Origin of the sequence: Arthrobacter sp. MMS18-M83 (assembly GCF_026683955.1) — a bacterium.
Classification (GTDB): Bacteria; Actinomycetota; Actinomycetes; order Actinomycetales; family Micrococcaceae; genus Arthrobacter.
The window spans coordinates 912,521-937,175 of record NZ_CP113343.1; the positions used below are offsets into that span (position 1 = coordinate 912,521).

The 24,655-nt window shown below is 62.9% G+C and carries 23 protein-coding genes and 4 pseudogenes; 10 read left to right on the forward strand and 17 right to left on the reverse strand.

Annotated features, from left to right (window positions below; translation table 11 throughout):
• Positions 1–126: 126 nt before the first annotated feature.
• From OW521_RS04310 to OW521_RS04320, 3 genes are all read right to left on the reverse strand, one after another.
• Entirely contained in the window at positions 127–1,137 is a 1,011-nt protein-coding gene (locus OW521_RS04310) for a hypothetical protein (RefSeq protein WP_268023254.1), read from the reverse strand.
• 24 nt (positions 1,138–1,161) lie between these two features.
• Positions 1,162–2,619: a glycogen synthase gene (locus OW521_RS04315; protein ID WP_268023256.1), complete on the reverse strand. Its 1,458-nt coding sequence runs from the start codon at positions 2,617–2,619 to the stop codon at positions 1,162–1,164.
• Between the two features lie 186 nt (positions 2,620–2,805).
• Complete coding sequence (locus tag OW521_RS04320) at positions 2,806–4,743, reverse strand: putative bifunctional diguanylate cyclase/phosphodiesterase (RefSeq protein ID WP_268023258.1); 1,938 nt, start codon at positions 4,741–4,743, stop codon at positions 2,806–2,808.
• Positions 4,744–5,288: 545 nt separating this feature from the next.
• Between OW521_RS04320 and OW521_RS04325 the strand changes: the two genes are divergently transcribed.
• From OW521_RS04325 to OW521_RS04335, 3 genes are all read left to right on the forward strand, one after another.
• Positions 5,289–5,504, forward strand: coding sequence for a helix-turn-helix domain-containing protein (locus tag OW521_RS04325; RefSeq protein WP_268023259.1), 216 nt, complete (start codon positions 5,289–5,291; stop codon positions 5,502–5,504).
• 1,065 nt (positions 5,505–6,569) lie between these two features.
• Positions 6,570–7,337 carry a glucose 1-dehydrogenase gene (locus OW521_RS04330; RefSeq protein WP_268023260.1) on the forward strand — a complete coding sequence of 256 codons (768 nt, stop codon included), beginning with the start codon at positions 6,570–6,572 and terminating at the stop codon, positions 7,335–7,337.
• Entirely contained in the window at positions 7,334–8,926 is a 1,593-nt protein-coding gene (locus OW521_RS04335; protein ID WP_268023261.1) for a GMC family oxidoreductase, read from the forward strand. The genes OW521_RS04330 and OW521_RS04335 overlap by 4 nt, the downstream gene beginning before the upstream one ends.
• A gap of 62 nt (positions 8,927–8,988) precedes the next feature.
• Here the strand turns inward: OW521_RS04335 and OW521_RS04340 are convergent, their stop codons facing one another.
• From OW521_RS04340 to OW521_RS04355, 4 genes are all read right to left on the reverse strand, one after another.
• Positions 8,989–9,717 carry an MIP/aquaporin family protein gene (locus tag OW521_RS04340; protein ID WP_268023264.1) on the reverse strand — a complete coding sequence of 243 codons (729 nt, stop codon included), beginning with the start codon at positions 9,715–9,717 and terminating at the stop codon, positions 8,989–8,991.
• An 81-nt stretch (positions 9,718–9,798) separates the two neighbouring features.
• Positions 9,799–10,215: a hypothetical protein gene (locus tag OW521_RS04345; RefSeq protein WP_268023266.1), complete on the reverse strand. Its 417-nt coding sequence runs from the start codon at positions 10,213–10,215 to the stop codon at positions 9,799–9,801.
• Positions 10,216–10,278: 63 nt separating this feature from the next.
• Positions 10,279–10,671: a patatin-like phospholipase family protein gene (locus tag OW521_RS04350; RefSeq protein ID WP_268023268.1), complete on the reverse strand. Its 393-nt coding sequence runs from the start codon at positions 10,669–10,671 to the stop codon at positions 10,279–10,281.
• Positions 10,668–11,939 (reverse strand): phosphatidylserine decarboxylase family protein, encoded by a 1,272-nt coding sequence (locus OW521_RS04355; RefSeq protein ID WP_268023270.1) that lies wholly within the window; start codon positions 11,937–11,939, stop codon positions 10,668–10,670. Before OW521_RS04355 ends, OW521_RS04350 begins: the two co-directional genes overlap by 4 nt.
• A 63-nt stretch (positions 11,940–12,002) precedes the next feature.
• On the opposite strand from OW521_RS04355, the gene OW521_RS04360 reads away from it, so the two are divergent.
• On the forward strand, positions 12,003–12,248 hold the full coding sequence (locus tag OW521_RS04360) for a hypothetical protein (RefSeq protein ID WP_268023272.1): 246 nt from the start codon (positions 12,003–12,005) through the stop codon (positions 12,246–12,248).
• 18 nt (positions 12,249–12,266) lie between these two features.
• Here OW521_RS04360 and OW521_RS04365 read toward each other — a convergent pair whose 3' ends face one another.
• The 3 genes from OW521_RS04365 to OW521_RS24120 all read right to left on the reverse strand — a co-directional run bounded on the left by OW521_RS04365 (position 12,267) and on the right by OW521_RS24120 (position 12,841).
• Positions 12,267–12,401: a hypothetical protein gene (locus OW521_RS04365; protein ID WP_268023274.1), complete on the reverse strand. Its 135-nt coding sequence runs from the start codon at positions 12,399–12,401 to the stop codon at positions 12,267–12,269.
• Positions 12,402–12,593: 192 nt separating this feature from the next.
• The gene (locus OW521_RS24325) at positions 12,594–12,674 is read right to left on the reverse strand and encodes a hypothetical protein (protein ID WP_442781261.1); all 81 of its coding nucleotides are present in this window, start codon (positions 12,672–12,674) and stop codon (positions 12,594–12,596) included.
• A gap of 23 nt (positions 12,675–12,697) precedes the next feature.
• The gene (locus tag OW521_RS24120; RefSeq protein ID WP_326494004.1) at positions 12,698–12,841 is read right to left on the reverse strand and encodes a hypothetical protein; all 144 of its coding nucleotides are present in this window, start codon (positions 12,839–12,841) and stop codon (positions 12,698–12,700) included.
• Between the two features lie 130 nt (positions 12,842–12,971).
• Between OW521_RS24120 and OW521_RS04375 the strand changes: the two genes are divergently transcribed.
• Positions 12,972–13,421: a hypothetical protein gene (locus OW521_RS04375; protein WP_268023276.1), complete on the forward strand. Its 450-nt coding sequence runs from the start codon at positions 12,972–12,974 to the stop codon at positions 13,419–13,421.
• Between the two features lie 389 nt (positions 13,422–13,810).
• Here OW521_RS04375 and OW521_RS04380 read toward each other — a convergent pair whose 3' ends face one another.
• On the reverse strand, positions 13,811–14,434 hold the full coding sequence (locus tag OW521_RS04380) for a hypothetical protein (RefSeq protein ID WP_268023277.1): 624 nt from the start codon (positions 14,432–14,434) through the stop codon (positions 13,811–13,813).
• Between the two features lie 676 nt (positions 14,435–15,110).
• On the opposite strand from OW521_RS04380, the gene OW521_RS04385 reads away from it, so the two are divergent.
• Positions 15,111–15,287, forward strand: coding sequence for a GntR family transcriptional regulator (locus OW521_RS04385; RefSeq protein WP_268023279.1), 177 nt, complete (start codon positions 15,111–15,113; stop codon positions 15,285–15,287).
• Positions 15,288–15,586: 299 nt separating this feature from the next.
• Here the strand turns inward: OW521_RS04385 and OW521_RS04390 are convergent, their stop codons facing one another.
• Both OW521_RS04390 and OW521_RS04395 read right to left on the reverse strand, forming a co-directional pair.
• A complete protein-coding gene (locus OW521_RS04390; RefSeq protein ID WP_268023281.1) occupies positions 15,587–16,717 on the reverse strand; it encodes a YncE family protein in 1,131 nt (376 codons plus the stop codon).
• 542 nt (positions 16,718–17,259) lie between these two features.
• Entirely contained in the window at positions 17,260–18,495 is a 1,236-nt protein-coding gene (locus tag OW521_RS04395) for a Dyp-type peroxidase (protein ID WP_268023283.1), read from the reverse strand.
• Positions 18,496–18,992: 497 nt separating this feature from the next.
• On the opposite strand from OW521_RS04395, the pseudogene OW521_RS24330 reads away from it, so the two are divergent.
• The 4 genes and pseudogenes from OW521_RS24330 to OW521_RS24340 all read left to right on the forward strand — a co-directional run.
• Positions 18,993–19,313, forward strand: a pseudogene (locus tag OW521_RS24330) (transposase); the annotation flags it as partial.
• 61 nt (positions 19,314–19,374) lie between these two features.
• Positions 19,375–19,640 (forward strand): annotated as a pseudogene (locus OW521_RS24335) (transposase); the annotation flags it as partial.
• A gap of 276 nt (positions 19,641–19,916) precedes the next feature.
• Positions 19,917–20,501: a PIG-L deacetylase family protein gene (locus OW521_RS04405; protein ID WP_268023285.1), complete on the forward strand. Its 585-nt coding sequence runs from the start codon at positions 19,917–19,919 to the stop codon at positions 20,499–20,501.
• Between the two features lie 208 nt (positions 20,502–20,709).
• Positions 20,710–20,838: pseudogene (locus OW521_RS24340) on the forward strand (WbqC family protein); the annotation flags it as partial.
• A gap of 50 nt (positions 20,839–20,888) precedes the next feature.
• Here OW521_RS24340 and OW521_RS24345 read toward each other — a convergent pair.
• The 4 genes and pseudogenes from OW521_RS24345 to OW521_RS04425 form a co-directional block, all read right to left on the reverse strand.
• Positions 20,889–21,458 (reverse strand): annotated as a pseudogene (locus OW521_RS24345) (alpha/beta fold hydrolase); the annotation flags it as partial.
• A 223-nt stretch (positions 21,459–21,681) separates the two neighbouring features.
• On the reverse strand, positions 21,682–22,167 hold the full coding sequence (locus OW521_RS04415; RefSeq protein WP_268023289.1) for a hypothetical protein: 486 nt from the start codon (positions 22,165–22,167) through the stop codon (positions 21,682–21,684).
• A gap of 856 nt (positions 22,168–23,023) precedes the next feature.
• The gene (locus OW521_RS04420) at positions 23,024–23,506 is read right to left on the reverse strand and encodes a hypothetical protein (RefSeq protein WP_268023290.1); all 483 of its coding nucleotides are present in this window, start codon (positions 23,504–23,506) and stop codon (positions 23,024–23,026) included.
• 306 nt (positions 23,507–23,812) lie between these two features.
• The gene (locus tag OW521_RS04425) at positions 23,813–24,238 is read right to left on the reverse strand and encodes a hypothetical protein (protein ID WP_268023292.1); all 426 of its coding nucleotides are present in this window, start codon (positions 24,236–24,238) and stop codon (positions 23,813–23,815) included.
• Between the last annotated feature and the right edge of the window lie 417 nt (positions 24,239–24,655).

A 24,655-nucleotide genomic window follows, 5' to 3' on the forward strand; every position in this document is an offset into this window, starting at 1 on the left:
GCCGCTCGGGTCCCTCGCCCGGGGCGAGCCGCTCCCAGACCCGGTGCTGGCCCGCCGGCTGGATCGGCGGCAGGTCCGCCGGGTCGACACCGAAGGCAGTGAGGGCTTCAAGATACTCCGAAACGTTCAGAGCGGGGCTGGGCGAGCCGGAGGACTCGGCGATGGCATCAAAATATTTGGGGGAAACTCGTTCATCATCACGCCCCCGTTCTCGCCGTCCGCGATCTGGGTCACCAGCGGCGGGACCATGCGGCCGGCCAACTGCACGGGTGCGAGATCCCTGGCCTCGTAGTAGGGCTGCATCTGGCCGACCAGTTTGGTGTCGCTGCCTTGTGTTTTGACGATCGCGGTGATCGAGGCGGTCTCACCCCTGGAGCTGGTGCAGGTGAGCCGATGCGGCAGGTGCGGATGGTCTAATGGACGGCCGTCGGGGCGTTCGACGGTGTGCTCTTGGACCAGAACCCAGCTATAGCCGCACTCAACCAGGGTGCGCACAAACTCATAGGCGACATCAGGCTGGTTCGGCAGAGCCATCTCGGCCGGCGAGAAACCCCGAACTCTGCTAAGCGCCTCGGTGCCGAAGATGGCGGCGAAGTGGTGCTGCCAGGCGCGCACATGCAGACGGAAGTCCTGGACGGGAGTGGAGGGGGCCACCGCGTGCCCCCAGGTCGATCCCAGCCACTCCACCGCACCCCGCCAGGGGTCTTCGCAGGTGATCCGGGCCAGTGCGTCGAACACGTCATTGCGGCCCATCTGACGCATACCGTGCAGCAGGGTGCCTGAGTAGTCCAGCATCACGCGGGGTGCCAGTCCCTGCTCCAGGAGTTGCGGGATGAACTCGCCCATCCGCTTGTAGCACCATGCGAAAGTCGGAGCGTTGTGGTTGTCGCCCTGGTCGGGGTGGTCCATCATCCACGCAAGGTTCGAGATCACCGCCGCGCTTTGCAAGTCCGGCCCGCCGGCGGGTATCAACGGTTGGTGCATGTGCAACGCCACGGCGAAGCCGCTGCCCAGCCGGGCGAGGTCCATCTCGTTGAACGCTCGCTGTTCCCGGCCGGCTGCGATCGCCTGGGCGATCATGGTCTCCTCCCCGCAGATATTCGGCAGGCCGTCCACGTACTCGTCCATGATGTCCATCGGCTTCCTTCCCCCGGGGTCGGGCTACTTGTGGCGGATGTGGTCGTAGATGTTGAGATAGTCCTGGCCCGGGCCGGCCCAGGAGTAGTCGCTGCGCATCGCGTTGAGCATCAGCTCGCGGAACTCGCCGGGGAAGTCGGACCACAACCCGAACGCCCGTTCCAGCGCCGACTCGATGGCCGTGTTGTCGGTCTGGTGGAACACGTATCCGTTGCGCTGCCAGCCCGGACGGTCCGAGAAGTCCCGGTCGAAGACGGTGTCGACCATGCCGCCCACCGCCCGCACCACCGGAATGGTCCCGTAGCGCATGGCGATCATAGGGGTCAGCCCGCACGGCTCGAACATTGATGGCACCACCACCATGTCCGCCCCTGCGTAGATCAGGTGCGCCAGTTCCTCGCTGTATCCGATCTCCAGGTGGCAGTCCGGGTTGTCGTTGAGGTAGTGCTTGAGATGCCGGAAGTGTCCGTTGATTCCGTTGTGCAGGCCGTCACCCAAGAGCACGAACTGAGCCCCCCTCTGAAGGGCGTAGAACAGGGCGTGATGCACCAGGTGCATCCCCTTCTGGTCGTCGAGGCGTCCCACATAGGCGACGATCGGGCTGAAGGTGTCCCGCATCCAGAGCCGTTCCCGCAGCCGTCTCTTCGACTCGTACTTGCCCTCCATCCGCTCCGCCGTGTAGTGGGCGGGCAGGAAAGGGTCGATCTCGGGGTTCCAGGTCTCGTAGTCCACGCCGTTGAGCACCCCGCCGAACTTGGCCTGATGTGTCGACAAGGTGTGTCCCAGCCCGTCCCCGCCGTCGCCGTGGCGGGCCTCGGCGGCATGGTTGGGTGAGACCGTGGTGGTGAAGTTCGAGTAAACCACCCCGCCCTTCATCAGATTCACCGCGCCGTACCGATGGTCGTCACCGAGGCGGACACGGTCCAGGAAATAGTCGGGCCGGCCCAGTTGGGTGCTCCAAAGCTCCTGGGCACTGGTCACACCCTGGTGGCGGAAGTTATGGATGGTGTAGCACACCCGCTGGTCGGGCATCACATGCCCGTACTGCTCATACAAGAGGACCGGGACCAGTCCGGTCTGCCAGTCGTGGCAGTGAATCACGTCCGGGCGTTTCCCCACCTTGTACAGGTATTCCATGGCGGCCTTGGAGAAGAACGTGAAGCGGTCCACGTCGTCGGGGTAGCCGTACATGAGCTCCCGGTCGAAGAATCCTTCGCCCGAGTGCGGCTCGATGAAAAAGCACTTCCGCCCGTGCACGTAGCCGAACCACACGGTGCAACGGACCGCGGACCCGTGCCACGGCACCCATAGGTCGTGGTAGTCGATTGTCAACCCCCACACATCCTCATACCGCATGCCCGCATACTTCGGCAGCACGATCTCCACCTCGTGCCCCCGGATCTCCAGCTCACGGCTCAGCCCGAAAACCACATCGCCCAGACCGCCGGCCTTAGCCACCGGCGCGCACTCGCTGGCCACCATCACTACATACATGCCCACACCCCCGCCGTGATCCAGCCGGCCTCCACGCTTCGTGCAAACGAAGCGTGGAGGCGTCGGCGCTCTTCCAATGTGAACCGTACCGCGTATCAGGCAGCGGGTGACCGTTCGGACCCCGTCCGTGGCTGCACTACGCCAAGGCTTTCACTACCGTTAACTTCACCGCCATTAAGTTTCATCGCCGTCGCCATTACGTTTCACCGCCATTAAGAACGATGTCGAAGTGACTGGCGTGGATTCCGCTGGGACGACATCGGGGAACTTCCGCGCGGGGGTTTCGACCGCGCGGATCCGTTCGGCCCGGAGATTGTGCGCAACGGCCCGCCATGCGGCCAGGAAAGGCCCGTTGAGCCTCTCGGTCTGTTCATCCCCCGGCGCGACCGGCAGTGGCGGGGACGTCGGGGAAGGGACCGGGGGCGAGATCAGGGAGCCCTGGGCGGTATCGCAGGCCATATCGCGCAACGCGGCCAGCTGGGTGGTTCGTTCGACGCTTTCGGCGGTTGTCTTGATCCCTACGGACTGCAGGGTACGGATAAGCCCTCTGACGATAGCGGCTGCACGCGGGTCGGTATCGATCCTGTCGATGAAGTTCTTTGCGATCTTGACCCTCGTCAAGGGCAGTGCGAGGAGCGTCGCGAGGGAGGCCTGGGCGGTTCCATAGTCGTCCAGGACCACGCCAAGGCCCGCGTCGATCAGTTGCTGCAGTTGTGTCGCCGCCCCGGGCAGGTCGAGTATCGCGGTTCCTTCCGTGATTTCGATTTCCAGCAGCCCTGCCGGGATCCCATGCAGCTCCAGTGCACCCATAATGTCGGCATCCAGCGTTCCTGCCGCCAGTTGCACCGGAGAGACATTCACCGCGATCTTCAACGGCGTTCCCGCATCGGCCCACGACCGCGCCTGCGCACAGGCCCGGTCAATGACCCAGGCGCCGATCCTGAGGATCTCTCCTGTGTGTTCAGCCACGGGGACGAATTCCGCCGGCGGGACCGGCCCGAGTTCGACGTCGGTCCAGCGCAACAGCGCCTCGACGCCGTGGTCCACCCCGGTGGCCAGGTCGCGGAGCGGCTGGTAATGCAAGGTCAACGCGCCGTCCTCAAGGGCACGGGGAAGCCGGCGGCGGATGAGCGCATCCCGAACGAAAGACGACGGCGCCCGGCCGCGGCGGATCCGGCCGACACGGCGCTTGCCGGCGAGTTTGGCGTGGAGCATCGCACCGTCCGCGTGCCGGAGGAGGGCGTCGAGCCGACTTAGTGCCTCCTCGCCGGTGACATCGCCGGCCATGGCCAGACCCAGCGTGGCCGTGACGTCGATGCGGAACCTGTCGACGACGAATGGCTCGTCCATGCATTTCAGCACCCGGCCGGCGACAGTTCCGGCCTCGTTTTCGTCCACACCCACCAGGAGGACGGCAAATTCGTCCCCTCCAAGTCGGACGATGCCGTCCTCGGGCCGGACGCACCCGGAGAGGCGCGCGGCGAACTCGGCAAGGACCGCATCCCCGGCCCGGTGGCCGTAAGTGTCATTGACGCCTTTGAAATCGTCCAGATCGATGAAAAGGATCCCTATACGAGACAGGTCGGTGTCCCTCGTCAGGGCCGTGGCCTGCGCCTCGAGCATTCGCCTGTTGGGCAGGCCTGTCAGCGGATCATGCATGGACGCGTGCCGGAAGACGTCCGACAGACCCTCGAAGACCTCCGAGACGGGCACGATACGGGGACTGCCTGCGGCGAGAACGAGAATGTCTTGGTAACGGGTCGCTTCTGGTCGTTCCAGGATGGCCGCAACCGCTTCCGACATCCCCAGTTCGGCGGACACAACCAGGTCGTCTGCGGCCAGCATATCTGCAGCCTCCGAACGGGCGTTCAGGGCACGCCCAAACCCAAGCCGGCCCGACATCTTGAATTCCAATTGTTCGCGGGTCAACAATGCCGGACCCTTCGCGCCTTCTATGACGACCCCGCGCAGGTTCCGGTCAGCGCGGAAGAGTTCGTCAATCTCGAGCGCCCGCGTGGAACTCGGCAGAACCATCGCCTCAACCCCGAGCTTGCCCAGGATCAGGACATCCTGCGGGCTGTACGGCATCGCAACACTTTCAGTGTTCGTCACGGACAGTTCATATCAGACCAAAACAACCAACGGCCGCAACCAACGCCGTGTCCACATGAACAACAGGTAGCGTCCCGGCAACGCGGCCGTGTACACGACATCGCAGCGCGGGAATCCCGTCCGGTATGGTGTGCCCGTGGACTTCCCTGTTCCAAAATGAGCGAGCCCCTGATCCGCGTTTCCGCAGCTCAGGGGCTCTTTTCGGGTAGGGCTACTCGGACTTGAACCGAGGACCTTAGGAGAATGATTTCGCGTTTTTCATTAGTATGCGGTGGATGCCAAAAGTGCCTAGATTCCGGGGCAAAACGGGTCAAAACGGGCGGCGAGCTTGTCATCATTTTTCGTTACGCGCCGTTGTTTCCGGTGGGTAAACGGTGGGCGAATCGCGTTATAAGGTTCAACCCGCGCCAGCCGTCATGCCGTCTCGTCGTCGCGCCTCCAACCGGACAACGGTCATGCCGACGACCTTATCCGTGTCCATGAACGGGAATACAGCTGGCGCCTTCGCCGGCCCCGATCAAACCGCGGACACGACGGAGATACCGATGACTGCTAGACCAGAAGGCAGCGGTGCGGCGGAAGCTGCAGCGGAACAATGGCTGACCCCGAAAGACATCTGCAGCCAATTACAGATTCCCGAGCAGACGTTCTATCAATGGCGCGCGAAGCACGTCGGCCCCCGCGCCTACCGAATCGGCCGTCATCTCCGGATCAGCCAGAGCGACTTCAACTCGTGGTTGTCCTCACACTTGGAAGAATAGAGGACACGGCTTGTCCGGGTCCTCTAGATTGCTCGTTTTCGGCGCTTAGGGTTCACAATGCAATCGGAACGAGTGTGACCTGCCTTTCGTTGAACGGACCGCTGGCTCCGGACCGAGTAACCAGTGGAACTGTGAAACATGCGACCGCACTAGCCGGCCGTAGAGAGGATTACCGTCGGTAAACCAAGAATCTGAGTCGATTATTTTACGTTGTGTAGCCGTTAGGTTCGGCCAATTCAACCGGCGTTCGTGGCTGCAGTCAGGCCGATCGGCTTCATCAGACAAACCAATTTCCATTAACACGTCCTTTTGCTTAGTGACCTTCCGCCGAGACGAGATGCCGGACGGCACCCCGTTGGCCCGTGGCAGCGATAAGAAATATCTCTCTTTGTCATTCCGATCTTCGATCGTCGCTGGGCGGAACCTCCGCGCAACCAGGGCGCTACGCGCCGCTCGCAATCCAAAACTTCGTTCGGTGCTCCTGCCTCGCTTATTTCCTCGCGAACTTTTGGACCGCTCCCGGTACCCCAAGTTGCACTCCGGCCCCTCATGCCCAGCAGCGGATCCCCTATCAGAACGACTCCGGAAACTGCTGACCCGCTGGCCCCGACCTCCCCGGCCCGGTTGCCGAATCACCCCAACTGCATGACGTGCCAAACCCCGCCCTGATAACTTACCTATCGGCGCCGGGGCCTGGAGCAGGCGCAGGGGAACTATGAAGGCGACCGGCGGAAATGTTCAGATTCCGACGCTTTTCAACATCCTCAGGGGACCGGTAACCGCGAATGGCGGCCAACGGTGCGAACCCGGCGCTCGCGAGCATCCGGAGTGAGGAAGGATCGGGATCGATGGAGACCCACGAGCCGACGGCCACGGGCCTGCCCCGACACGTCCATCCAGACCGGCACCCCCCATAGCGGTGGCGGCAAAGAACACGCTGCACACCCAGCTGGACTGGGTACGATGAGCCCTAGATCCACGCCGGGCGCTCCTGGACGGTCATCGTCCGGTTCACGCGTTCAGGTCTCAGCCGGATCACTCAACCGAACGGAACGGAACACAGCCATGCTGCTAAAGGACAAGACAGTCATCGTGACGGGCGGCAACAGTGGAATCGGTGAGGCGATCGTGCTCGCCGCCGCGGCTGCGGGCGCCAACATTGTCATCGACTACGTGGCGCATCCCGAGGAGACCTCATCCCTGATCGCCCGCGTCCAGGCGGCCGGCGGGAAGGCCGTCGGACTGGAAGCGGACATCAGCTCGGTTGCGGGTCTGCAGGCGCTCGTGCAAAAGGCCGTCGAGGCCTTCGGTGGCTTGGATGTGCTCGTCAACAACGCGGGGATCGAAACCCGGACCTCTGTGCTGGAGACCTCGGAAGAGCAATACCAGAAAGTACTCGACATCAACCTCAAAAGCGCGTTCTTCGGCACCCAGCTGGCGGCGAAACAATTCATCCTCCAAGGCCACGGCGGCGTGATCTTGAATATTTCCTCCGTCCACGAGGATTGGCCGATGCCCGGCAATACCGCCTATTGCGTAGCCAAGGGCGGGATGCGGATGCTCACGCGCACGGCCGGCGTCGAACTTGGCCAGCACGGTATCCGCGTCCTCAACCTGTGCCCTGGCGCGGTGGAGACACCCATCAATGCCTCCACCATGGCCGACGCCGGGAAGCTGAAGTCCCTGGATGCTGCCATCCCTCTCGGACGCATGGCAAAGCCGGAGGAAATCGCCCGCATGGCCGTCGTGCTTGCCTCCGACACCTCCGCCTATATGACCTCCACCTCGGTCTTCGTCGATGGCGGCATCATGCAGGGAAGCGTCGGCCTGTGAACACGCACTCCAGCGACGCGGGGGACGCGTACGACGTCGTAGTCATCGGCAGCGGTCCCGGCGGCGGAAGCCTGGCCGGCAGGTTGGCCCAGACCGGCAAGCGGATCCTGCTTCTGGAACGCGGGGACTACCTCAAACGCGAGCGGGCCAACTGGGACTCCCGCGAAGTGTTCGCCAAGGGTCGGTACACAGTAGCCGAAACCTTCTATGACCGGGCCGGTAAACCGTTTCATCCCGGGCTGCACTATTACGTAGGCGGCAACTCAAAGGTCTACGGCGCCGCACTATTCCGGCTTACCCCGGCAGATTTCGGACAAATCCGCCACCATGGCGGTATCTCACCGGCATGGCCGATCAGCTATGCCGAGCTGGAACCCTACTATGTCCAGGCCGAACACCAGTTCATGGTCCACGGGCGCCACGGGGAGGACCCCTTCGCCGGGGCATCCAGCCACGACTACGCGCACGCGCCGGTGAAACACGAAAAACGGATTCAGGAGCTCTCTGATGGGCTCGAAAAACTCGGACTCCATCCCTTCCACCTGCCTTTGGGCATCAATCTGGACCAGAATCCGGACGGCACTGCCACCGTCGGTTCGGCGTGCATCCGCTGTGACCGGGTCGACGGCTTCCCCTGCCTTCTGGGTGCTAAGTCGGATGCGGAAACAGCGGCGGTGAACCCGGCCCTGGCCTCCCACCCGAACCTGACCCTGATCACCCGGGCCACCGTCCAACGCCTCATAACCGATGAGTCCGGCCGCACAGTCACCGCGGTCCAGACCACCATGGAGGACGGAAGCTCCCGAACCTTCGCCGGAGACATCGTGGTCCTCTCCGCCGGGTCGATCCTCTCATCGGTTCTGCTGCTGCAGTCAGCCAACGACCGGCACCCGCGCGGGCTGGGGAACAGCTCCGACGTCGTCGGCCGGCACTACATGCGGCATAACAACGTCGGTTTGATGGCTGTGTCCAAAGAACCCAACCCCACCGTGTTCCAGAAGACACTTGCCTTGAACGATTTCTACGGCCCCAGTGCGGAATGGGAGTACCCCATGGGGAACATCCAAATGCTGGGAAAGTCCGACGACTGGCAGATCAAAGCCGAAGCGCCCAAACCGTTCGGGCTCGGACCGACCTCCGCCTTCGGGGCGGTCGCCTCGCACGCCCTTGATTTCTGGTTGGCTGCTGAAGATCTTCCTTTGCCCGAGAGCCGGGTGACGCTGCAAGCCGACGGGTCCGTCCGGCTGGCACTTCAGCCCGAAAACAATACCGAGGGCGTCAACCGACTTCGGAAAACCTTCGACGGCGTTTTGAACCGGCTCGATGCCCGTTCGACTTCCTTCGCGCGAAGCATCTACCCCCACAAAGACATGGACATCACAGCCACCGCCCATCAGGCAGGAACCGTCCGGTTCGGAACCGATCCCACGGCTGCAGCTCTGGATCTGGACTGCAAAGCCTACGACCTTGACAACCTCTATGTCGTCGACGGCAGTTTCATGCCTTCCATCGGTGCTGTGAACCCGACCCTGACCATCATCGCCAACGCTTTGCGCGTCGCTGACCGTATCGCTGAACGCATCCTCTGACCTGGGTCGCCGCCTGGCGCCGCCAACGCCCGGAATCGCAATAGTGCTTGGCCGTCCATGGCTCAGCCGCGGAGGGTCCCCTGGGCGGCCCTTTCGGCTGCGGCCTCCCCGCCCCGGCCCCGCAGGACCCGCGCTATGGCCACTGCGAGGAGGGAGCCTGCGACCGGGCCGGTGGCATAGATCCAGAACCGGCTGAAATCTCCAGTGATCAGGTCAGGAGCAAACGACCTGATCGGGTTCATTGACGCGCCGCTCACGGGGCCTGCCCACAGGCCGGCCATGACAATGTACGCGGCGATTCCGAACGCCGACAGGGCGCCCACGTTCTGCGCTCCGGAGGCGACGGCGAGAACGGTGCTGACGAGCCCCGCGGTCAGCAGGACTTCCACGGTGAATGCCTGGTAGTCGGAGAATTCCGGGCCGGGAACGGTCATCCCGTCCTTGCCGTAGTGGCCAAACACGGCCAGGAGCGTCGCTGAGGCGAGCATCGCTCCGGCAGCCTGGACGAGCACATAGCCAGGGACTCGTGGCCAGGGAAAGTCCCGACGCAGCGCGAACGCCAGGGTCACGACGGGGTTCAGATGAGCCCCGGAAATGGGGCCGATGAAGAGAACGACGGCGATGATCATCAGCGCCGGCGTCATCACCATGGCTGTGTGCCCGAGCCCTCCGTGTGTCGCGGTGTTTACCACGTCGGCACCGGCCGCGGCCAACACCAGAAGGTAGGTCCCGAGGAACTCACCGAAAAGGCGCCGTGATCCGTTGCCGGGTTGGCTGAAGGCCCGAATCATGCGATGGTCCTCGAGGGAGAGGCCCGGGTGCCTCCGCCGTCCGGGCCGTCCTGCCGTGCCGCGTGTCGGCATCCGTGCGGCCTAGAATCCGGCGATACGCGCGGAAACGACAGTGTCTTCGCTCAGATGATAGGACGCACAGATCCGATGGTAGCCGTCGGCGATCCTGGCAGCAGTACCGGCTTTCTTGCCGCCGCGGATCACCAGGCACGGTGAGAGCGCCGTACCGGCCCTGACCCGGCCCAGTTCCTTGGCAACGTCCGGGTCATCGGCCGGCAACAGAGGCAGCCCGGCGGCACGGAGAAGGTCCTTGGCCTTAAACGACACGGTATCCGCCTGTTCCAGGGCCTTGACCGCCCGGCTGACGGCTTTGGGGCCGGCGATAAGGGAGAGATACGAGGCCGCGGCCGGATAGTCGTGTTGTTCTGGTTTGTCCAGCCACTTCACGGTCGGCCCGGAGTGGTCTTTGGCTTTGGAAAGTCCGCTGTGTTTGGTCATGATGCTCCTTCTGATCCGCTGATGGAGGGCGTCCGGTGTTGCAGGTGGTCCGGATTATCCTCTTCATGGCCGGGAACGGCCAGCACAGGCAATGCGCCGTGGTTGACTTGCAGGCATGTCAATCGAGGACAGCCCAGCCGACCCGCCGCGGCAGCATGCGGATGAACGCGGGTGGGGTATCCGCTTCCCGGGCGAGGGCTGCGCCAGGTCGATCGCGGCGTTCAGCTCTGCGGTCATCGCTGTGACCTGCCGGTCTAAAAGTTGTTGGAGAGTATTTCCGGTAGCGATCTGGGCTGCGACCGTTGACCCTGCAGACGTCCCGAGCAAAGTCGTCGAGTGGGTCAGGAGACGCCGCACCAGGCCGGCATCCTGGTGGCCGAGGAGGAAACCGGCCTGCCAGGCGATTCCCGCCACTCCGCCTCCGGCGAGTACAAGGGAGCGCTCCGTTGAAATCATGCGTTCTCCTCAGATCTAACGGTCGCCAGCTTCGACCGGACTCGCACGAGCGGTGCGTTCGGATCCTGCGGTTGGGGGATAGCGGTGAGCGCGAACTGGTCGATGACACCGGGCCGGAAGACGAGGCACTCCGTCGAGCCGCCGAACTGGAAGCACCCCAGATCGTCGCCCTTGTTCACATGGTGGCCCGGGACGATCTCCGGAGCGATGACGCAGGACGAGACCTCGACCATGCCCACCGGGATCACCGCCATGAGACCGATGACGGGGTCGTCGGCCTGGATCAGGATGATCGCGCGGGCCGCGAGATGGGCCAGATATGACTGCGAGAGGGTTGCCTCGACGGCGTTGGCCCCCTCTGACTCCGCCTCGGAGAAGTAGGTGCCGTCCTTGAGGTACGCCCGCACGATCGTTCCGGCGACGGGAGCGTGCCAGCGGTGATAGTTCAGCGCGCTCAGGAACGCCTGGTACACCGTTCCGCCGACAAAATGATCCACCGACTCGTCGCGGGCGAGCAGGTCATCGAGCGAGTAGGGCTGGTTCTTGACCCAGAACCGGCTCTGGCGTTGAACGTGGGAGCTTATCTTGTACGGGGTCGACTCGCAGGCGCTGACAATGACCTTGTCGTCTTCGGGTGCAGCGACTGGCCTGGAGGTCGATGTGAGCCGGCGGGCGAAGAAGTCGTTCCACGACGTGAAGCCCCAGTGCTCGGCGAGGGCGTCGTGTTGGTAATCGTCCATCCCGACAACCTGCCGCGCCTTCTGCGACATCCACCCGGACGGCGAGTCATTAAGCACATACAGCGAGTCCTCGCTGGTCAGGAACACGCACCAGGCGTCCAGGATCTTGCGGAACATGGCGACGATCCGCGGGTCGCGGTGGGCCGCGAACCCGGCCTTGGTTCCCATGGTCCAATCGAGGATCGCCGTCAACGGCGTGGTGACCATGCCGCCTTCGCTGAACTCGGGTGCAGTCGTCAGGACCTCGTTGATCAGTAGAAGCATCTGGTCAACGCTCGTGAGGTGCCGTTTGCGGTAGGGCTTCGACGTCGGAACCTGCTCGATCATCTCCGTCATGTAGAGGCGGACAACCGGATCGCTCGCGATCAGTTCCTTGAATTCCACGATCACAGGATGCAGAAGAGCATCTTCTCCCCGGGCCTCCGCCCGTTCCCGGTGACCGGCAATCCATTCCTCAAGGTCGTCTTGTCGCTCGGGCAGCCAGCCACCCAGTCGTCGGACACGGTCGGATGAAGCGTTGATTGTCATAGTGCCGAGCCTACGCGCCTCCAAACCAGCTTCGGAGACATATGAACGGCAGACGGCAAAGACATGGTCATCGGCGCCACAAGCGCCGTCGCACCTCTCTGGGCAGCACTCGTCACCCTGCTGACCCAGTCAACGAACCGTCGTATCGGTCTGATCCAGCCCCCGCTTTACAGCCGGACTTCCGGGTTCCATGACGTCACCACAGGAAACAACGGCACCTACCAGGCCGCGGCCGGTTGGGATCCCTGCACCGGGCTAGGCACCCCCGACGGGACAGCGCTGCTGGCGGCGATCACGGCCGGTCACTAAGAGTCACCCGGGCCGCCCTTACCTGCCGGCACGTCTGCCGTCAGCGAGCCGTTCTTCCAGGCCTTCGTCGCGGCCGAAGAGGGCTTCATCACCGACCCGCGTCTGCGCGGCCAGGTTCGGTTCCTGGGTCTTGGGTGTGGATTCGGCGGTCATCTGCCAGCCGCGGACGACATTGGCGAGGTTGTCGAACTCCTCGGCGTCCCCGGTGTTTCCGGCGGCCCGCTACTCTTCAGCTTTGCGGGACGCAGGGAAGGCCTTGTTTGGGGACTGATACCAGCGACCAGCTCGCCGCCTCGATCCCGTCAGCGGAGCTGATCCCATGCTTACGTCCGGAGCGGCGGATGTTCACGCCGCGTGTGACCAAGCGGCCAAGGCGGCGCGGATCGCCTCGGACCGGTTGAGGTCCTCGCGCTCGGCGCGTGCCATCACCGCTGCAAGCTCGTCGACCGTCAGCCGTACGGGAACGACCTGAGATGCCTCCGCCCCCGGGCAGGGCGCCTCATCCGCGCCTTCAGCTCCTCAAGCTCGTAACCGGCCTCGGCTTCCTCGACCCACCGATCGATCTCGGTCTCCGAGACTTCCCGTCCGTGCATCTTGCGTTCCATGCACTAATCGGATTACGAATGTCTCCGGGCGACCAGAGGAATTGACCGTTGTCCGTAAGGATACCCAAACGTGCTGTGATGATAGCGGGATCGGAGGCTCAGGTGGGATGCTGGACACATGAGCACGATCGAATTCGATCTTGAGACAACTGCAAGTCCAGACAAGGTGCGCACGGCGCTGATCGAGTTCTCTGAACGGCGCCCCCAGGTGTGGCCGGGCATCGAGCCTTCGATGTATGAGGTCTACTCGGTCGGCGAGACCACCGCGGAAGTGCGCGAGGGCACCAAGGTTCCAGGCGGGAAGGTCTGGGCGCGCGAGCACTACGACTGGTCTGACCCGCACACCGTGCGCTGGACGGTCCAGGAGAGCAACTTCTCCGCGCCGGGCAGCTACGTCGCAGCCACGGTCCGCCCCGCCCGCGACGGTGGCAGCGTCGTTCACGTCACCTGGGACCGCACCGGCAGCACTGTGCTGGGGCGGCTGATCTGCACGATGATCCGCAAGTCCAAGGGCAAGCCGGTCGCTGCATCATTCAATCGAGGTCTGGCGGTGCTGGAGAGGGACTAGGCCCAGACCGAGTGGTCGGAAAAAGAATCGTCGCCGCGAGGGGGCGCTGCCCCCCGAAAGACCACAACGTCTTGACTAGGACGCCTGGAGACCTGGTGGTTCGACCAGGCCTGGTGATACTCACCGCCGAAAGCCCTGTATGGGATCCCTCAACGGACGCCTTCAAAGCCGGCTTCGATGATCCGGGTTGTCGACTTCGGAAACTGACAGCTGATCGGCGGGGAAGGTCCCACAGGGCGGGTCCCGGTCCGACCCTTTCGAGACACTGCCCGGACGTCCTGCCGTACGGTTTTTCCGCTATCTGTGGTCTCCTCAAAACGGGCTGGCTACCCGGAACCACGTGGCTCCGGGCAGCCAGCCCGACGTAACTTCGCTCTGGTCTCCGATGATTACGTTGACTTCACCGGCGTGAGCGCCCTCGCGATGATCTCGTAGTGGCGGAACTCAACCACCATGGCGCCAGCGTCGTTAGTTGCGCTGCGGATCTTCTCTGCGGGAGCGAGCGAGGCTTCGAGACTCGAGGCGGAGTCGAAGAGTGTCACCCCAGTGGCTTGGTTGGAGTCGCGATTGATCAACCAGAATCCGCCCTGGAAACCGGGGAGCTGGCGAGCCGCCGGGATGACGTTTTCTTTGATCTGTTTGGCGGCTGTCTCAACGGCATCTGCGCTGCCGCTGGTTTCCGCAAGGCGAGCATGAGTTGCGGTCTCGTGCACCTTTTCGCCGGTGTTCGCCAGTACGTCAAAATGGTCCACCGATACCACCTCGGCGCCGATCGCCTGGGTGGCATCGGTCCGGATCTGGTCCGCTGCCGGTCGGCTTGTCTCGAGCGCCTCCTTGTTGTCGAAGAAAGTGAACGAAACACCGTCTCCGGTACCGCGGTCAGCGAGCCAGTAGCCGCCCATGAATCCCGGGATTCCTTGGGCAGCGGGGATGACTTGCTCCTGGACGATCTTGATCGCGGTATCGAGCCTATCGGGTGAGGCCTTGGTAACAGTCCTTCTCGCGTAGAACATGGATCCTCCTTCTCGAACGCGTGCCCAGCCGGGTACCCGTTTGGTTTAGCACAGGACCCGAGAGACCTTCAAGGGCTTCAGAAAACGGAAAAATCGGACGCTAAGGGCGCATGGAGGGAAGTGGCGGCTGGACCGCAGCTTGTCAATGGAATCCAGCCACAGCCCGTCCGCCTGGCGAATACTCAAAGCGACGGTCGCGAGTCCACTTCGCGGGTTTTGCCTTTATCTGAAGAAGTCGGGAGACGGTCACCACCTTTGTTTCCGTCCACGAAACCAAGGACCTTCCAGGGCATGCTGACGCCCGACGCTGCCTCCCCAACGGTGATTTCCTTTGCAGGAACCGTGGCGGCCAAGCGCGCGTTGCCGAAGGGCTCGAGGCCATCGACCTGCGGTCCATGGGGCTGTGATGGGCGTCAGGTGGCACCCGACAACGACTATGTAGACGAAGGAGCCGGAGCGGCCACGGCGCAGCTGGCACGTCCTCGATCCGAGTTTCATTCCCTACTCACACCGCCGGAGTGGTCACAGCGGGGTCCCCGTTTGCCGCACTGGGCTCCTTCCTGTCCGCCGGCAGCTTCGTGGCCATGTGCCTTGGCGCGGTGCTCTGCTTCAGCGTTGCACTCACGGCCGTTCCCTGGACCGCCCGGGCCCGGCAACACACCATCAAGACCGCGCCATGATCATCACCCTTTCCACGACCGGCGGAACGCCGGCAGAACAGATACACGACCAGATCCGGGGCCTCATCACCACCAGGGTACTCGCCGCAAACGAACGCCTCCCACCGGTCCGACGGCTCGCCGCGGATCTCCGGGCCGCCCCTGGACACAACAGCCAAGAAACTGCGCCATGACGGAGTCCCCGGTGGAGAATCCCTCACCGGATGGTCGTTTGCGGAGGGGAGTTAGTCTTCAAGGTTTTGCAATCCGACCGTCACGTGGCCACGATCGTCCTGGATCGGCCGAGGGAAAGTGAAATCGTCCGAGACGTCCAGTTCCGACAGCACCTTCGATTTCCACGACGACTCCACTATCGACTCCAGAGTCCTTCGAAGAAAATCCGGTCTCGACATTTACCCTGACTACTGGGGCTACCCGGATACCCGTGTATTCGTTATGCGGACTTACAAACCAGAACGAAGGCGCTTTGCGGTCACCGCGCGGGAGGAATCACGACATCCTGGGGACCGGCGCCGACCATGACTGTGGCTACGACGGTGTTGGTGGCAGTGTCGGTGACGGAGATCTTGCCGTCCTCGCACAGGGTGGAGTAAACGTAGCGACCGTCGCTGGTGATCGAGATCCCGTATGGCTCGATGCCGGCAACCGGCACTGTTCCCACGACCGAGTTTGTCCCGGTATCGATGACCGAGATGGTGTGGTCCACCGCGTTCGTGATGTACGCCAGAGTCCCCGCGCGATTAACCACGACGCCGTACGGTGCAGTTCCGATCGGGACGGTCGCCACGACCGAGTTGGTACTGGTGTCGATCACCGAGGCGGTGCTGTCCGCGTCGTTGGCCACGTAGACGGTGGACCCGTTCGGTGTGATCGCGATGCCGTAGGGATCTGCCTGCACGGGGATGGTCGCAACGGCTCCAAGGGTGGCTGTGCTGACCACCGAGACGGTGCGGTCGACGGTGTTTGTCACGTAGAGGTTTGCCCCGTCCGGGCTGACAACAAGGCTGTGCGGGTTGGTGCCCACCAGGACCGTATTCGTCACCGTGCCTGACGCCGTGTCGATGACGAAGACAGTGTTCTGCGCCGTCGTCGCATACGCCTCGCTGCGCATATCGGCGTCGCTGCGGTAAAACGGGGGCGCTGCCGCGCCCGTTCCCCCGGCCACGGGTCCGTAGCCGGCGACGTAAAGGCGCTGGTTGTCCGGTGAGACGGCGACGCCGAAAGGACCGGTGCCAACCGGCAGTGAAATGGTCTGGGAGACCAGAGCCGTGCCGGTGTCGATGACCGAGATCGAATCGCCCACGTTGTTCGCAGTGTAGACATGCGCGCCGTCGGGCGACGCAGCGATCCCTACCGGGTAGGGATCCGTAGCGATCGTCGCCACCACGGTGTTGGTAGCGACGTCGATGACCGAGACCGTGTCGCTGGCGCCATTGGCGACGTAGGCCTTCTGCGTCGAAGCGGCAAGAATAGTGGTCAGCGGGCCCCGGATGGCCAGCTGGGCTCCGCCCAGAATCAGCATAAAGAGCAGTACTACTTGGCCGGTAGCCCCGAGGCGCAGCAATCGGGGCGTACCGGCACGCGGGAAGGGAAAGTTGCGCATAACATCCCTCAATCGTCACATTCGCGGTACCCGCGGCAGTCTTGTTCCATGACTGCGGGGTAGGTGGATTGGTACTTTTGCCGGTTTAGTACAGCGGTGCGGGACGTAAAACTATCGTCACGGCTCGGGGCAACCCATGCAAACAATGTTCCCCCTTCTTACGAGGCCCGGACGCTGGCCAAAACCCGTCGGATTCCGCCGGGGACCGTTACCGCTTTTGCTCGATGCCCCGGTCCGGCGATAGTACTGGGCCGAAACCGTCCCGACACGAGTGAGCGTTACCCGGTTGATCCTCCACGCACACCGGTGATTAAGAGTGGTTACACGCGGTTCCCGCCATGTCACAGAACCACGCCGTGAGCGAGGGGACATAAACGACGGATTAAAAATCCCGGCATATGGCTGTCGCCCGCTCAGCGCCTGAGGAGATTGGCTAGATGGTCCTGTGGCGAGGTGGCGGTTCTTGAAGGACTTAGAAGAGGGCGGGGAAAGGAACCGGGAAACGGGGCAGCCCCGGTCAGTCACAGGTGTCTGCCATGGTCCTAGGTGAAAAGAGTTGCGCCGAGATGGCCGTCCGGGCTAGTGACGCCGGGCAGCGCGATGAAGTACCCGCCGCCGAAGGGCTGGACATAGTCCGTCAGGGGTTCGTTGATCAGTCTTATCTGGGTGGCTTCAAACTGGTGCTGGATGTTCTGTTGATAGGCGGCAAAAATCAGACCCGAATGGAGGTTCCCGTCGGGGTCCAGGCCAAGGTCGTAGTTGTAACCGCGGCGCAGGAACCGTGACCGGTCGGTGTCTTTGGTGCGAGGGTTGGCGAGGCGGATGTGCGCGTCCAGGGGTATTATTCGGCCTTTCGGGTCGTTGGCGTAGTCGGGGGTGTCGGTCTCGTTGGCGGCGCCCAGGGGCGCGCCGGTGGCGCGGTGCCTGCCGATCATGTTGTCCTGTTTGCGCAGTCCGACACGGTCCCAGAGTTCGACGCGCATGCGGATCAGACGTACGACCAGAAAGGTCCCGCCCACGGCCCAGTCGGGTTGGCCTGAGTCCTTGGTGAGCCAGACCAGGGATTCCTCCGGAGCAGGGTTGACGATCCCGTCCTTGTATCCGAAGAGGTTCCGCGGGCTGCCAGCGGGGCGGGGCGCGGAATGGAAGCCGTTGATTTTCCATTGCAACTGCATCAGCCCCCGAGTGGCTCTGGCGATGTCCCGTAGCGCGTAATGGATCATGTCGGTTGAGTCGGCGCAGAGCTGCAGGATCAGATCTCCGCCAGTCCACGCGGGGTCCAGGATGTCGTTGCGGAAGACTTTCATCGAGGTCAGGCCCACGGGCTTCTGATGGGCCAGACCGAAAGATGGGTTGTCGAAGACACTGCCGGCCAGACCGACGGTCATGGTGAATGAATCTGCCGGGACATCCTCTCCCAAGACACCGGAGTTGGCTGGCAGTGCGCCGGCGGCCCGTCCGATGGCCAGTTGGGAGCCTTTGACGGTGAGGATCTGAAGCAGGCCCTTCAGCTCGCTCCGGCCCCGTACCAGGACCTTGAAAGAGGCGAAGCAGGCCTGGGCCTGTTGGACGGCGGGCCGGTAAATACCTGCCTGGTTGGCGCCGCGGAAGTCCACGACGCGTGACCCAGCCTGAACCGGGGCACCGTCCGTGCGGTGGTTTGCCGCGTTCAACCCCGTGGCGGTCACAGCGGTCCCCGCACCTGCACCAATGAGGAAGGAACGCCTCCCGAAACTGTGCCCCGGGCCGCTGATCCGGTCAGTTCCCGGGGCAGTCAAGAGATCTCCTTGTAGAAGTGGCTGGCCCGGGCGACGTCGCTGAATGACGAGCCGGCGGTGCAATGATTGCAGGCTTGCCGGTCGAAGGGTAGACGAATGCGGCCTTCGCCTCCTGCGGGGCGCTCCGGGTAACCGCGGCCAATGAAAGCAAGGGCATCACGGCCGGCTCGCCCAACCTTTTCGATTCCATCCCCAAAACCCCTTCACCCAGGTTCGCTGCACAGGTCGAGGCTCATGCGAACACATGCTCAGGACCTTACGAGACAACCAGCCTATGCACGCGCGGCAGCCCAAACACGAGTGGGCGCCACCCATCTCATTTGCACAGCACTCAACGGTGGGTTGCCCAACCACCCGACTACCCGGATCCAGCTACTCGCTTACGCCGAGTCCCTCGGCCGAGGCCGGGCGGGGCCGCCTGAATAATGTGTGTAGGGTCCGGCCTGATCCGAAAAGAGACACCCGGATCGGAGTCCACGACCAAGATGTAAAGGGTGATGATCGATCCTGTGACGGGAGAGATCATCGATCAGCAGGAGCTTGCCGAGCGGTTGCTCGCACAGGACAGGGATCAGGGCGTGAGCCTGGAAGGCCCCGGCGGGCTGCTGAACCAGCTCACGAGGAACGTGCTGGAGACCGCGCTGGAACCGGAACTGACCCAGCACCTCGGGCACGAGCATGGCCAGAGACCGATCGCAGCGAACAGGCGCAACGGCACCCGGTCCAAGACCGTGTTGGCCGAGATTGAGGTGCCCCGGGATCGGGACGGCTCGTTCGAGCCGGTGATCGTGCCCACGCGGAAACGACGTCTGGACGGGATCGACCGGATCGCGCTCTCGCTCTTCCTCTGGGGGCTGACCACCGGCGAAGTCGCCGCGCGAGCACGACGTGGAGATACGGCTGGTGATCTGCACACGCGATCGTCGATCGCGTTCGAGTCGATCAACGCCCGGTACCGTACGGGGCAGTGAGGGCCCGCGGGCACTTTTCCGAACGAGGCCGCTGCCCTGAAATGCCTGTATCTGGTCACCAGGGCCTTTGATCCTGCCCACGGCGGTCGGGCACGCTGGGTCACGGGGTGGAAGCCTGCGCTGAACGGCTTCGCGATTACCTTCGCCGTCCGGTTTGAAAGAACCACTCACTAATGAAAACCGGCCGGACCCACACACCGTTTTTCGGACGGTCCCGAGCCAGATCGCAGGGTGTTCATTTCACCGGGTGCCTGAGCCGGTCCCGATCCACCTGCTCGGATTGGCGCGGGCCGGATTCCGGTCGGGGCAGGTATCTGACCTCGTGTCCGGGGGTGTGCGGGTGTCCGGATTCAGGTGGTGGCACTCGTGCGGAACCCATCGGCTGGCTTCTATGCTGGGGCATCGGTTATCGGGGGCGGCACAGCCATGGATCGGTCCGGGAGGCTAAGGATGGAGCAGGTTTGGGGGGACAGGTTTTTATCCGGGCAGCGTGTGCTGGTCATCGCACCGCATGCCGATGACGAGAGCTACGGCTGTGCCGGAACGATCGCGAGAATCAAGTCCCTGGGCGGTGAAGCCTATGTGCTGCTGGGGTCCCCGGGCGGCGTTGATCATTATGGCCCGGCGGGTCACGGCGAGATGATGCACCGTGTCAGCGCGCAGACACGGCTGCGGGAATTCGCCGCGGTAATGGAACTGTTGAAGGTCGATGACTGGGAAGTGATGTACACCGGGGAATCGATGCACCTGGCCCTTGACACCGTTCCCCGCAAGGACCTGGTCAGGCTGATCGAACGTGATGCCCGTCTGGCGGTGGAGAATGTCCAGCCCACGATGCTGTTCATTCCTTCCATGAGTTACAACCAGGATCATGAGGCCCTGTTCCGTGCCTGCATGACCGCGGCCCGTCCCGGGCTGCGGTCCGAACGCCATTTCATCCCCTTCGTGCTCGGCTACGACAACACCAGCCTGTTCTGGGCCCCAGAGCCGAACGGTTCCACCCGAGCCTGTACATCGATGTCAGCGATTTCCTGACCGTCAAGCTCGATGCCCTGCGCGCCCATGCTTCCCAGCTCAGGGGGCCGCTCTTCCATGGAAGCCCCGAGGGCCTGGAACTGCAGACCCGGCTGCGGGGCCGGGAAATTTCCGCCGAGGCCGCCGAAGGATTCCTCCCCCACCGGGCGGTGTTCTGATGGTGATTGTCTCGGTCCACCAGCCCAACTTCATGCCTTGGCTCAAACTCATGGCCAAGGTCCTAGGCTCCGACGTGTACGTCGCGTACGACAGTGTCCAGTTCACCCGGCAGGAATTCCATGCCCGCCAGCTGCTCAAGTCCCGGGCCGGGACCCAGGAATGGCTGACGGTGCCGGTGATGAGCACCGGCACCCGGCAGATCCTGAACAATGTCCGCGTCGCGGAAAACGGCTGGCCAAAACCTGCGGGGTGGACCCGTCGGATTGCAGCGCCGAATGCGTCAACCAGTTCGGGGGGTGCCGACGCCGCGAACATGGTGGGCAAGAGGGCGTCCACCAATTTGTCGGAGGCAAGCTCGGACAACGCCAGGGCCTGCTGCAGGCGCTGCTGGGCCGCTTCACGGGGCAGCGAACCCGCCCACCCGGCATAAGCGGACGCAAGAACCAGACTCGCCGGGACACTTGGGTGGCGCCGGCTAAACTCAATTGCTAGTGCTCCGCCGAAGGACAACCCGACGATGTCCGGATTCCGCAGATTGAGACGATCGATGAATTTGGCTAAACAGTCCGCGTACCCGGCGATGCCGAAGTCCTCCGGAGGGTCGGTGGACCGCCCGGCCCCGGGAGCGTCCCAGGCGACCACCATGAATTCATCCGAAAGATCTTCAAGCTGGCGCTGCCAGGTAGTGGGGCCGTCTCCGACATAGCCATGCAGCAGGACCAGCGGTGGCCCATTGCCAGAGCATTCGTATGCCACGCTCAGGCCGTCGAGATCGACCGAGTCCCCTACCGACACCACCCCAAATAAGAGCTAGCCTGACCCCGGTAACAATACTCCAACTCGAAGCCATGCGAGGCAAGAGACGGACCGGTGTCATGGACGCTGGCAAGTGACCCTAGACGGACCATTTGTGTTCGGTGGAGGATCCCTCGCCGGGACACGGTGAGGGACTCGTTGGAGCCGCGCCCAGCATGACAATTGGTGGATCTCCGGAGATTGGGTTGGCTGCCGTCTGTTGCGGTCAGGGTGTTGGTTTGGCCGTCGCGATCGTCTCACCCCCGGCGGCGATTACATTTCTGGTCCCGAGCGGGGCCCTCAGCGTGAGGGTGATGTCATGGTTTTTGGCTATCTGACAGGTGCTCGAGGAATCCGGTTCTCGGTGCACGGTGATGGTGATGGTGACGGAGTCTGCCTGTTCCTTGGCTTCTGCGGATTTGAACGTGTCGCATGCACCGTAACCGGCAGTGACGGTGATCGAGTTCGATGTCGGGTCGGTCCGATAGGTGAACAGCAGCGCGATGTAGTCGGCCGGGCTGTTCGGGGGGACGGTACCGGTTGGGGTTGGCGGCTGGGTGGGCGTGCACCCACCGGACAGAAGCCCTATCAGGAGCAGCAACCCTGCGCGCGACGCTGGCCGGATCAAGGTGTGCAGCCATCCCGGATAAACCCAGTGCACCGCCACGGCGGCCGCCGCTGCGGCGACGCCTCGAAGGTATCGGGTTGCCATGCGCCAAGCCTCCCTGTCGACAGCTGCCCGGTCAAGGACCTCCTGGATAGGGGCGTTGCGGTTTCGGGACCGACGCGCGGATTACACCCGATGTGGAGGTCTGAGGACTCCAGTTGCGGCTCCCTGGCATCTCGGCCGCGGCAGAACTGTTGTTTTCTTGAAGACGGACAGAGGCGTCATTGAAGTAAGTGGTTCGGTCATTGGCCTGAAGGCCGCTGGCGCCTACCCGACGGAGGCCGCGTAGGAAGCACGCCGAGAAACAGCATTGAGACGTCGGCTATAGTTGCCGCCCCGACGGTCCCACTCGGCCCTGTGGGCTTCCTCCTCATCCCATAAGTGCTTGTCGTGGCGGCGAACGTAAAACAGATACGCAAGACCCGCCACGGCTGCACAGTGGCGAGCGACAGATAGTTGCCCACGACCCAGCCTCTCCCCTCAGCACCTCTGAGAACCAGAAAGATCACCTGTGTCACGGCTATGAAAGTCCAGACGACAAACAGGCCGCGGAAGCCTCCACGCGTCATCCTTGACGCCAAGCGCTTTGGTCTTTCAGGGCCCTTCATGGACCGACCGTACTAGGCCCAGCTCGACTTCGTAACAGGCACATCGGGCATTGGCTAGGAAAATTCGTCCAGACCCGTTTGAGAGATGGCCAATCCAGCCATAACGAATGGCCGATACTGAATATTGACGACCGACAGATTGAAGCATCTTAGGACAGTGAGTGGGCCCCAGGTAGCCTCGACGCTTAGCGCCACAGGTGTCCGGTGAAGGATCGACTAACGGATTCCATGGCTGTCTCGGTTCGCCCGAGCGGGCGACCGTCAGAAACCGGTGTCCTCGTCTTTCGAATGGGCTAATAGGTCAATTCGTCCTGCTCTTCAAGCCATCGTCGACCCGTCGCCGTGAGGTGTCCGGCGAACGATCCTCCATACATGAGCGAGCCCTGAATAAAATTGCGACCCAGGAAAACACGGATTATTGTCCGCACAAGAACATCCGGAACCGTGTCGAGGGCCGAAACCGAGCCCTGTTCGTCGATTGTTTTCAGTAGTCTGCGCTGTTCCGCGCCGACGTCGATTCCCTTCGCTTCGTACCTCTTCAGAATCTCGTGGTCGGACATGCCCGTGACAAGCCACCCGCCGCCGAAAAAAAGCTTGCGCGTAATTTGGCCGCGGGCGGCCAAAATATCAACGGAATCGTTAGCCTGCTCAGGATCCAGGCTGTCAATCCTGACGACAAGATCTTCGCGTGAGATGCTCTCGAGTCCAGTCTCGTCGAACGCTCGGAAGATCGCGTCCATAACGCACTCATCGCGCTCCGCACCATTGCCAGTCATTGCTGCCCCCTTCAATGAGCGCTCCCCCAATTAGAGCGCGGGTAGCACGAACACTAGCGCAGCCACGAGTCTGATGATAGACGCCCGGTCGTGTAAAGGAAGGCCGTGTGGATGCGCGAGGTGGACCAAGCATCCGGCAGCCACATCACGCCGGTCGAAAGCGAGATGCCCACTGTGCGTAGCGTCTAACCCGTCACCACGCACCTTCTGGATGATGAGTGCCGGGTGACGGAACCCTCACCCGGCACCGGAAACCCGCTACGAGCTAGTCCTTACCTTCGCCTAAAGCAGCCGGTATTGCCGCTCTCAGAAACGCGAATCAAGAATCGCGTTTATCTCCGAGACCTTCTCAACCAGCGCTTCGAGGGTCTCTGCTTCGCGTGCCGTGTTCAGCTTTCGCAGGGCCGCCTCGGCTCGGGGACTGTTTCCGCTCTGGTAGATGGCCTCGATGACCATGGCCGCCGGCGTGCCTTGTTTGTAGACCATGATGATGTCGTTCTGGTCAGATGGAAGCTCCAACGGCAGGTGGCCGAGGCCCAGACCCGCGAGACGCCTGCTTATCTCCGTTCGGACGTGAACGCCCAAGCGTCCCTTATCCTGCAGGTCTCGGAGCAACCACATCGCCACCCGAGACACATCTCCGTTTGCCGTAACGACATGACGCAGAGAGTCCCAGTCGGTTACGAGGTCCGCGGCTCCGCCGCTCGTCAGATCCACGGACCGCTCAGGCATTTCGACACCCATTCAACCAAAGAAAATATTTTCCTTAAAAATATCATTGTCGATATGTTTGCGTCCAGAGTTCAGGATGCCGCACGTGCGATGAGGGATCCAATGCGGACACTCGAGCCAGGGAACATCACCGACGTTGTCAGGGACTTCCTCCATGTGTCCAGCGGGGAGCAGCCGAGCAAGACCATCCGCTCGCGCAGCTGGGATTACGGCTACAACTGCGCGGATCGACATACCTGTTTGCCGAAACGAACATGTACCACTACGCCAAAGCGGTCCATGTGATTGAGGACTTCAACCCGACCATGTGCGGGATTGACGCGGATAGCTACCTTGATCCGAGTGCCCGTGCGGAGATTATCGGCGCATATCAGGCGTTGCGGAAGGCACTTGTGCCAGATGGCATCGAAATTTTGA

Excerpts from the sequence above, each read along its gene's own strand:
- OW521_RS04310 (WP_268023254.1), bottom strand. The coding sequence starts at position 1,137 with ATGGACATCATGGACGAGTACGTGGACGGCCTGCCGAATATCTGCGGG.
- OW521_RS04315 (WP_268023256.1), bottom strand. The coding sequence starts at position 2,619 with ATGGTGGCCAGCGAGTGCGCGCCGGTGGCTAAGGCCGGCGGTCTGGGC.
- OW521_RS04325 (WP_268023259.1), top strand. The coding sequence starts at position 5,289 with ATGACTGCTAGACCAGAAGGCAGCGGTGCGGCGGAAGCTGCAGCGGAA.
- OW521_RS04330 (WP_268023260.1), top strand. The coding sequence starts at position 6,570 with ATGCTGCTAAAGGACAAGACAGTCATCGTGACGGGCGGCAACAGTGGA.
- OW521_RS04340 (WP_268023264.1), bottom strand. The coding sequence starts at position 9,717 with ATGATTCGGGCCTTCAGCCAACCCGGCAACGGATCACGGCGCCTTTTC.
- OW521_RS04345 (WP_268023266.1), bottom strand. The coding sequence starts at position 10,215 with ATGACCAAACACAGCGGACTTTCCAAAGCCAAAGACCACTCCGGGCCG.
- OW521_RS04350 (WP_268023268.1), bottom strand. The coding sequence starts at position 10,671 with ATGATTTCAACGGAGCGCTCCCTTGTACTCGCCGGAGGCGGAGTGGCG.
- OW521_RS04355 (WP_268023270.1), bottom strand. The coding sequence starts at position 11,939 with ATGACAATCAACGCTTCATCCGACCGTGTCCGACGACTGGGTGGCTGG.
- OW521_RS04360 (WP_268023272.1), top strand. The coding sequence starts at position 12,003 with ATGGTCATCGGCGCCACAAGCGCCGTCGCACCTCTCTGGGCAGCACTC.
- OW521_RS04365 (WP_268023274.1), bottom strand. The coding sequence starts at position 12,401 with ATGACCGCCGAATCCACACCCAAGACCCAGGAACCGAACCTGGCCGCG.
- OW521_RS24325 (WP_442781261.1), bottom strand. The coding sequence starts at position 12,674 with ATGGCACGCGCCGAGCGCGAGGACCTCAACCGGTCCGAGGCGATCCGC.
- OW521_RS24120 (WP_326494004.1), bottom strand. The coding sequence starts at position 12,841 with ATGCACGGACGGGAAGTCTCGGAGACCGAGATCGATCGGTGGGTCGAG.
- OW521_RS04375 (WP_268023276.1), top strand. The coding sequence starts at position 12,972 with ATGAGCACGATCGAATTCGATCTTGAGACAACTGCAAGTCCAGACAAG.
- OW521_RS04380 (WP_268023277.1), bottom strand. The coding sequence starts at position 14,434 with ATGTTCTACGCGAGAAGGACTGTTACCAAGGCCTCACCCGATAGGCTC.
- OW521_RS04385 (WP_268023279.1), top strand. The coding sequence starts at position 15,111 with ATGATCATCACCCTTTCCACGACCGGCGGAACGCCGGCAGAACAGATA.
- OW521_RS04390 (WP_268023281.1), bottom strand. The coding sequence starts at position 16,717 with ATGCGCAACTTTCCCTTCCCGCGTGCCGGTACGCCCCGATTGCTGCGC.
- OW521_RS04405 (WP_268023285.1), top strand. The coding sequence starts at position 19,917 with ATGGAGCAGGTTTGGGGGGACAGGTTTTTATCCGGGCAGCGTGTGCTG.
- OW521_RS04415 (WP_268023289.1), bottom strand. The coding sequence starts at position 22,167 with ATGGCAACCCGATACCTTCGAGGCGTCGCCGCAGCGGCGGCCGCCGTG.
- OW521_RS04420 (WP_268023290.1), bottom strand. The coding sequence starts at position 23,506 with ATGACTGGCAATGGTGCGGAGCGCGATGAGTGCGTTATGGACGCGATC.
- OW521_RS04425 (WP_268023292.1), bottom strand. The coding sequence starts at position 24,238 with ATGCCTGAGCGGTCCGTGGATCTGACGAGCGGCGGAGCCGCGGACCTC.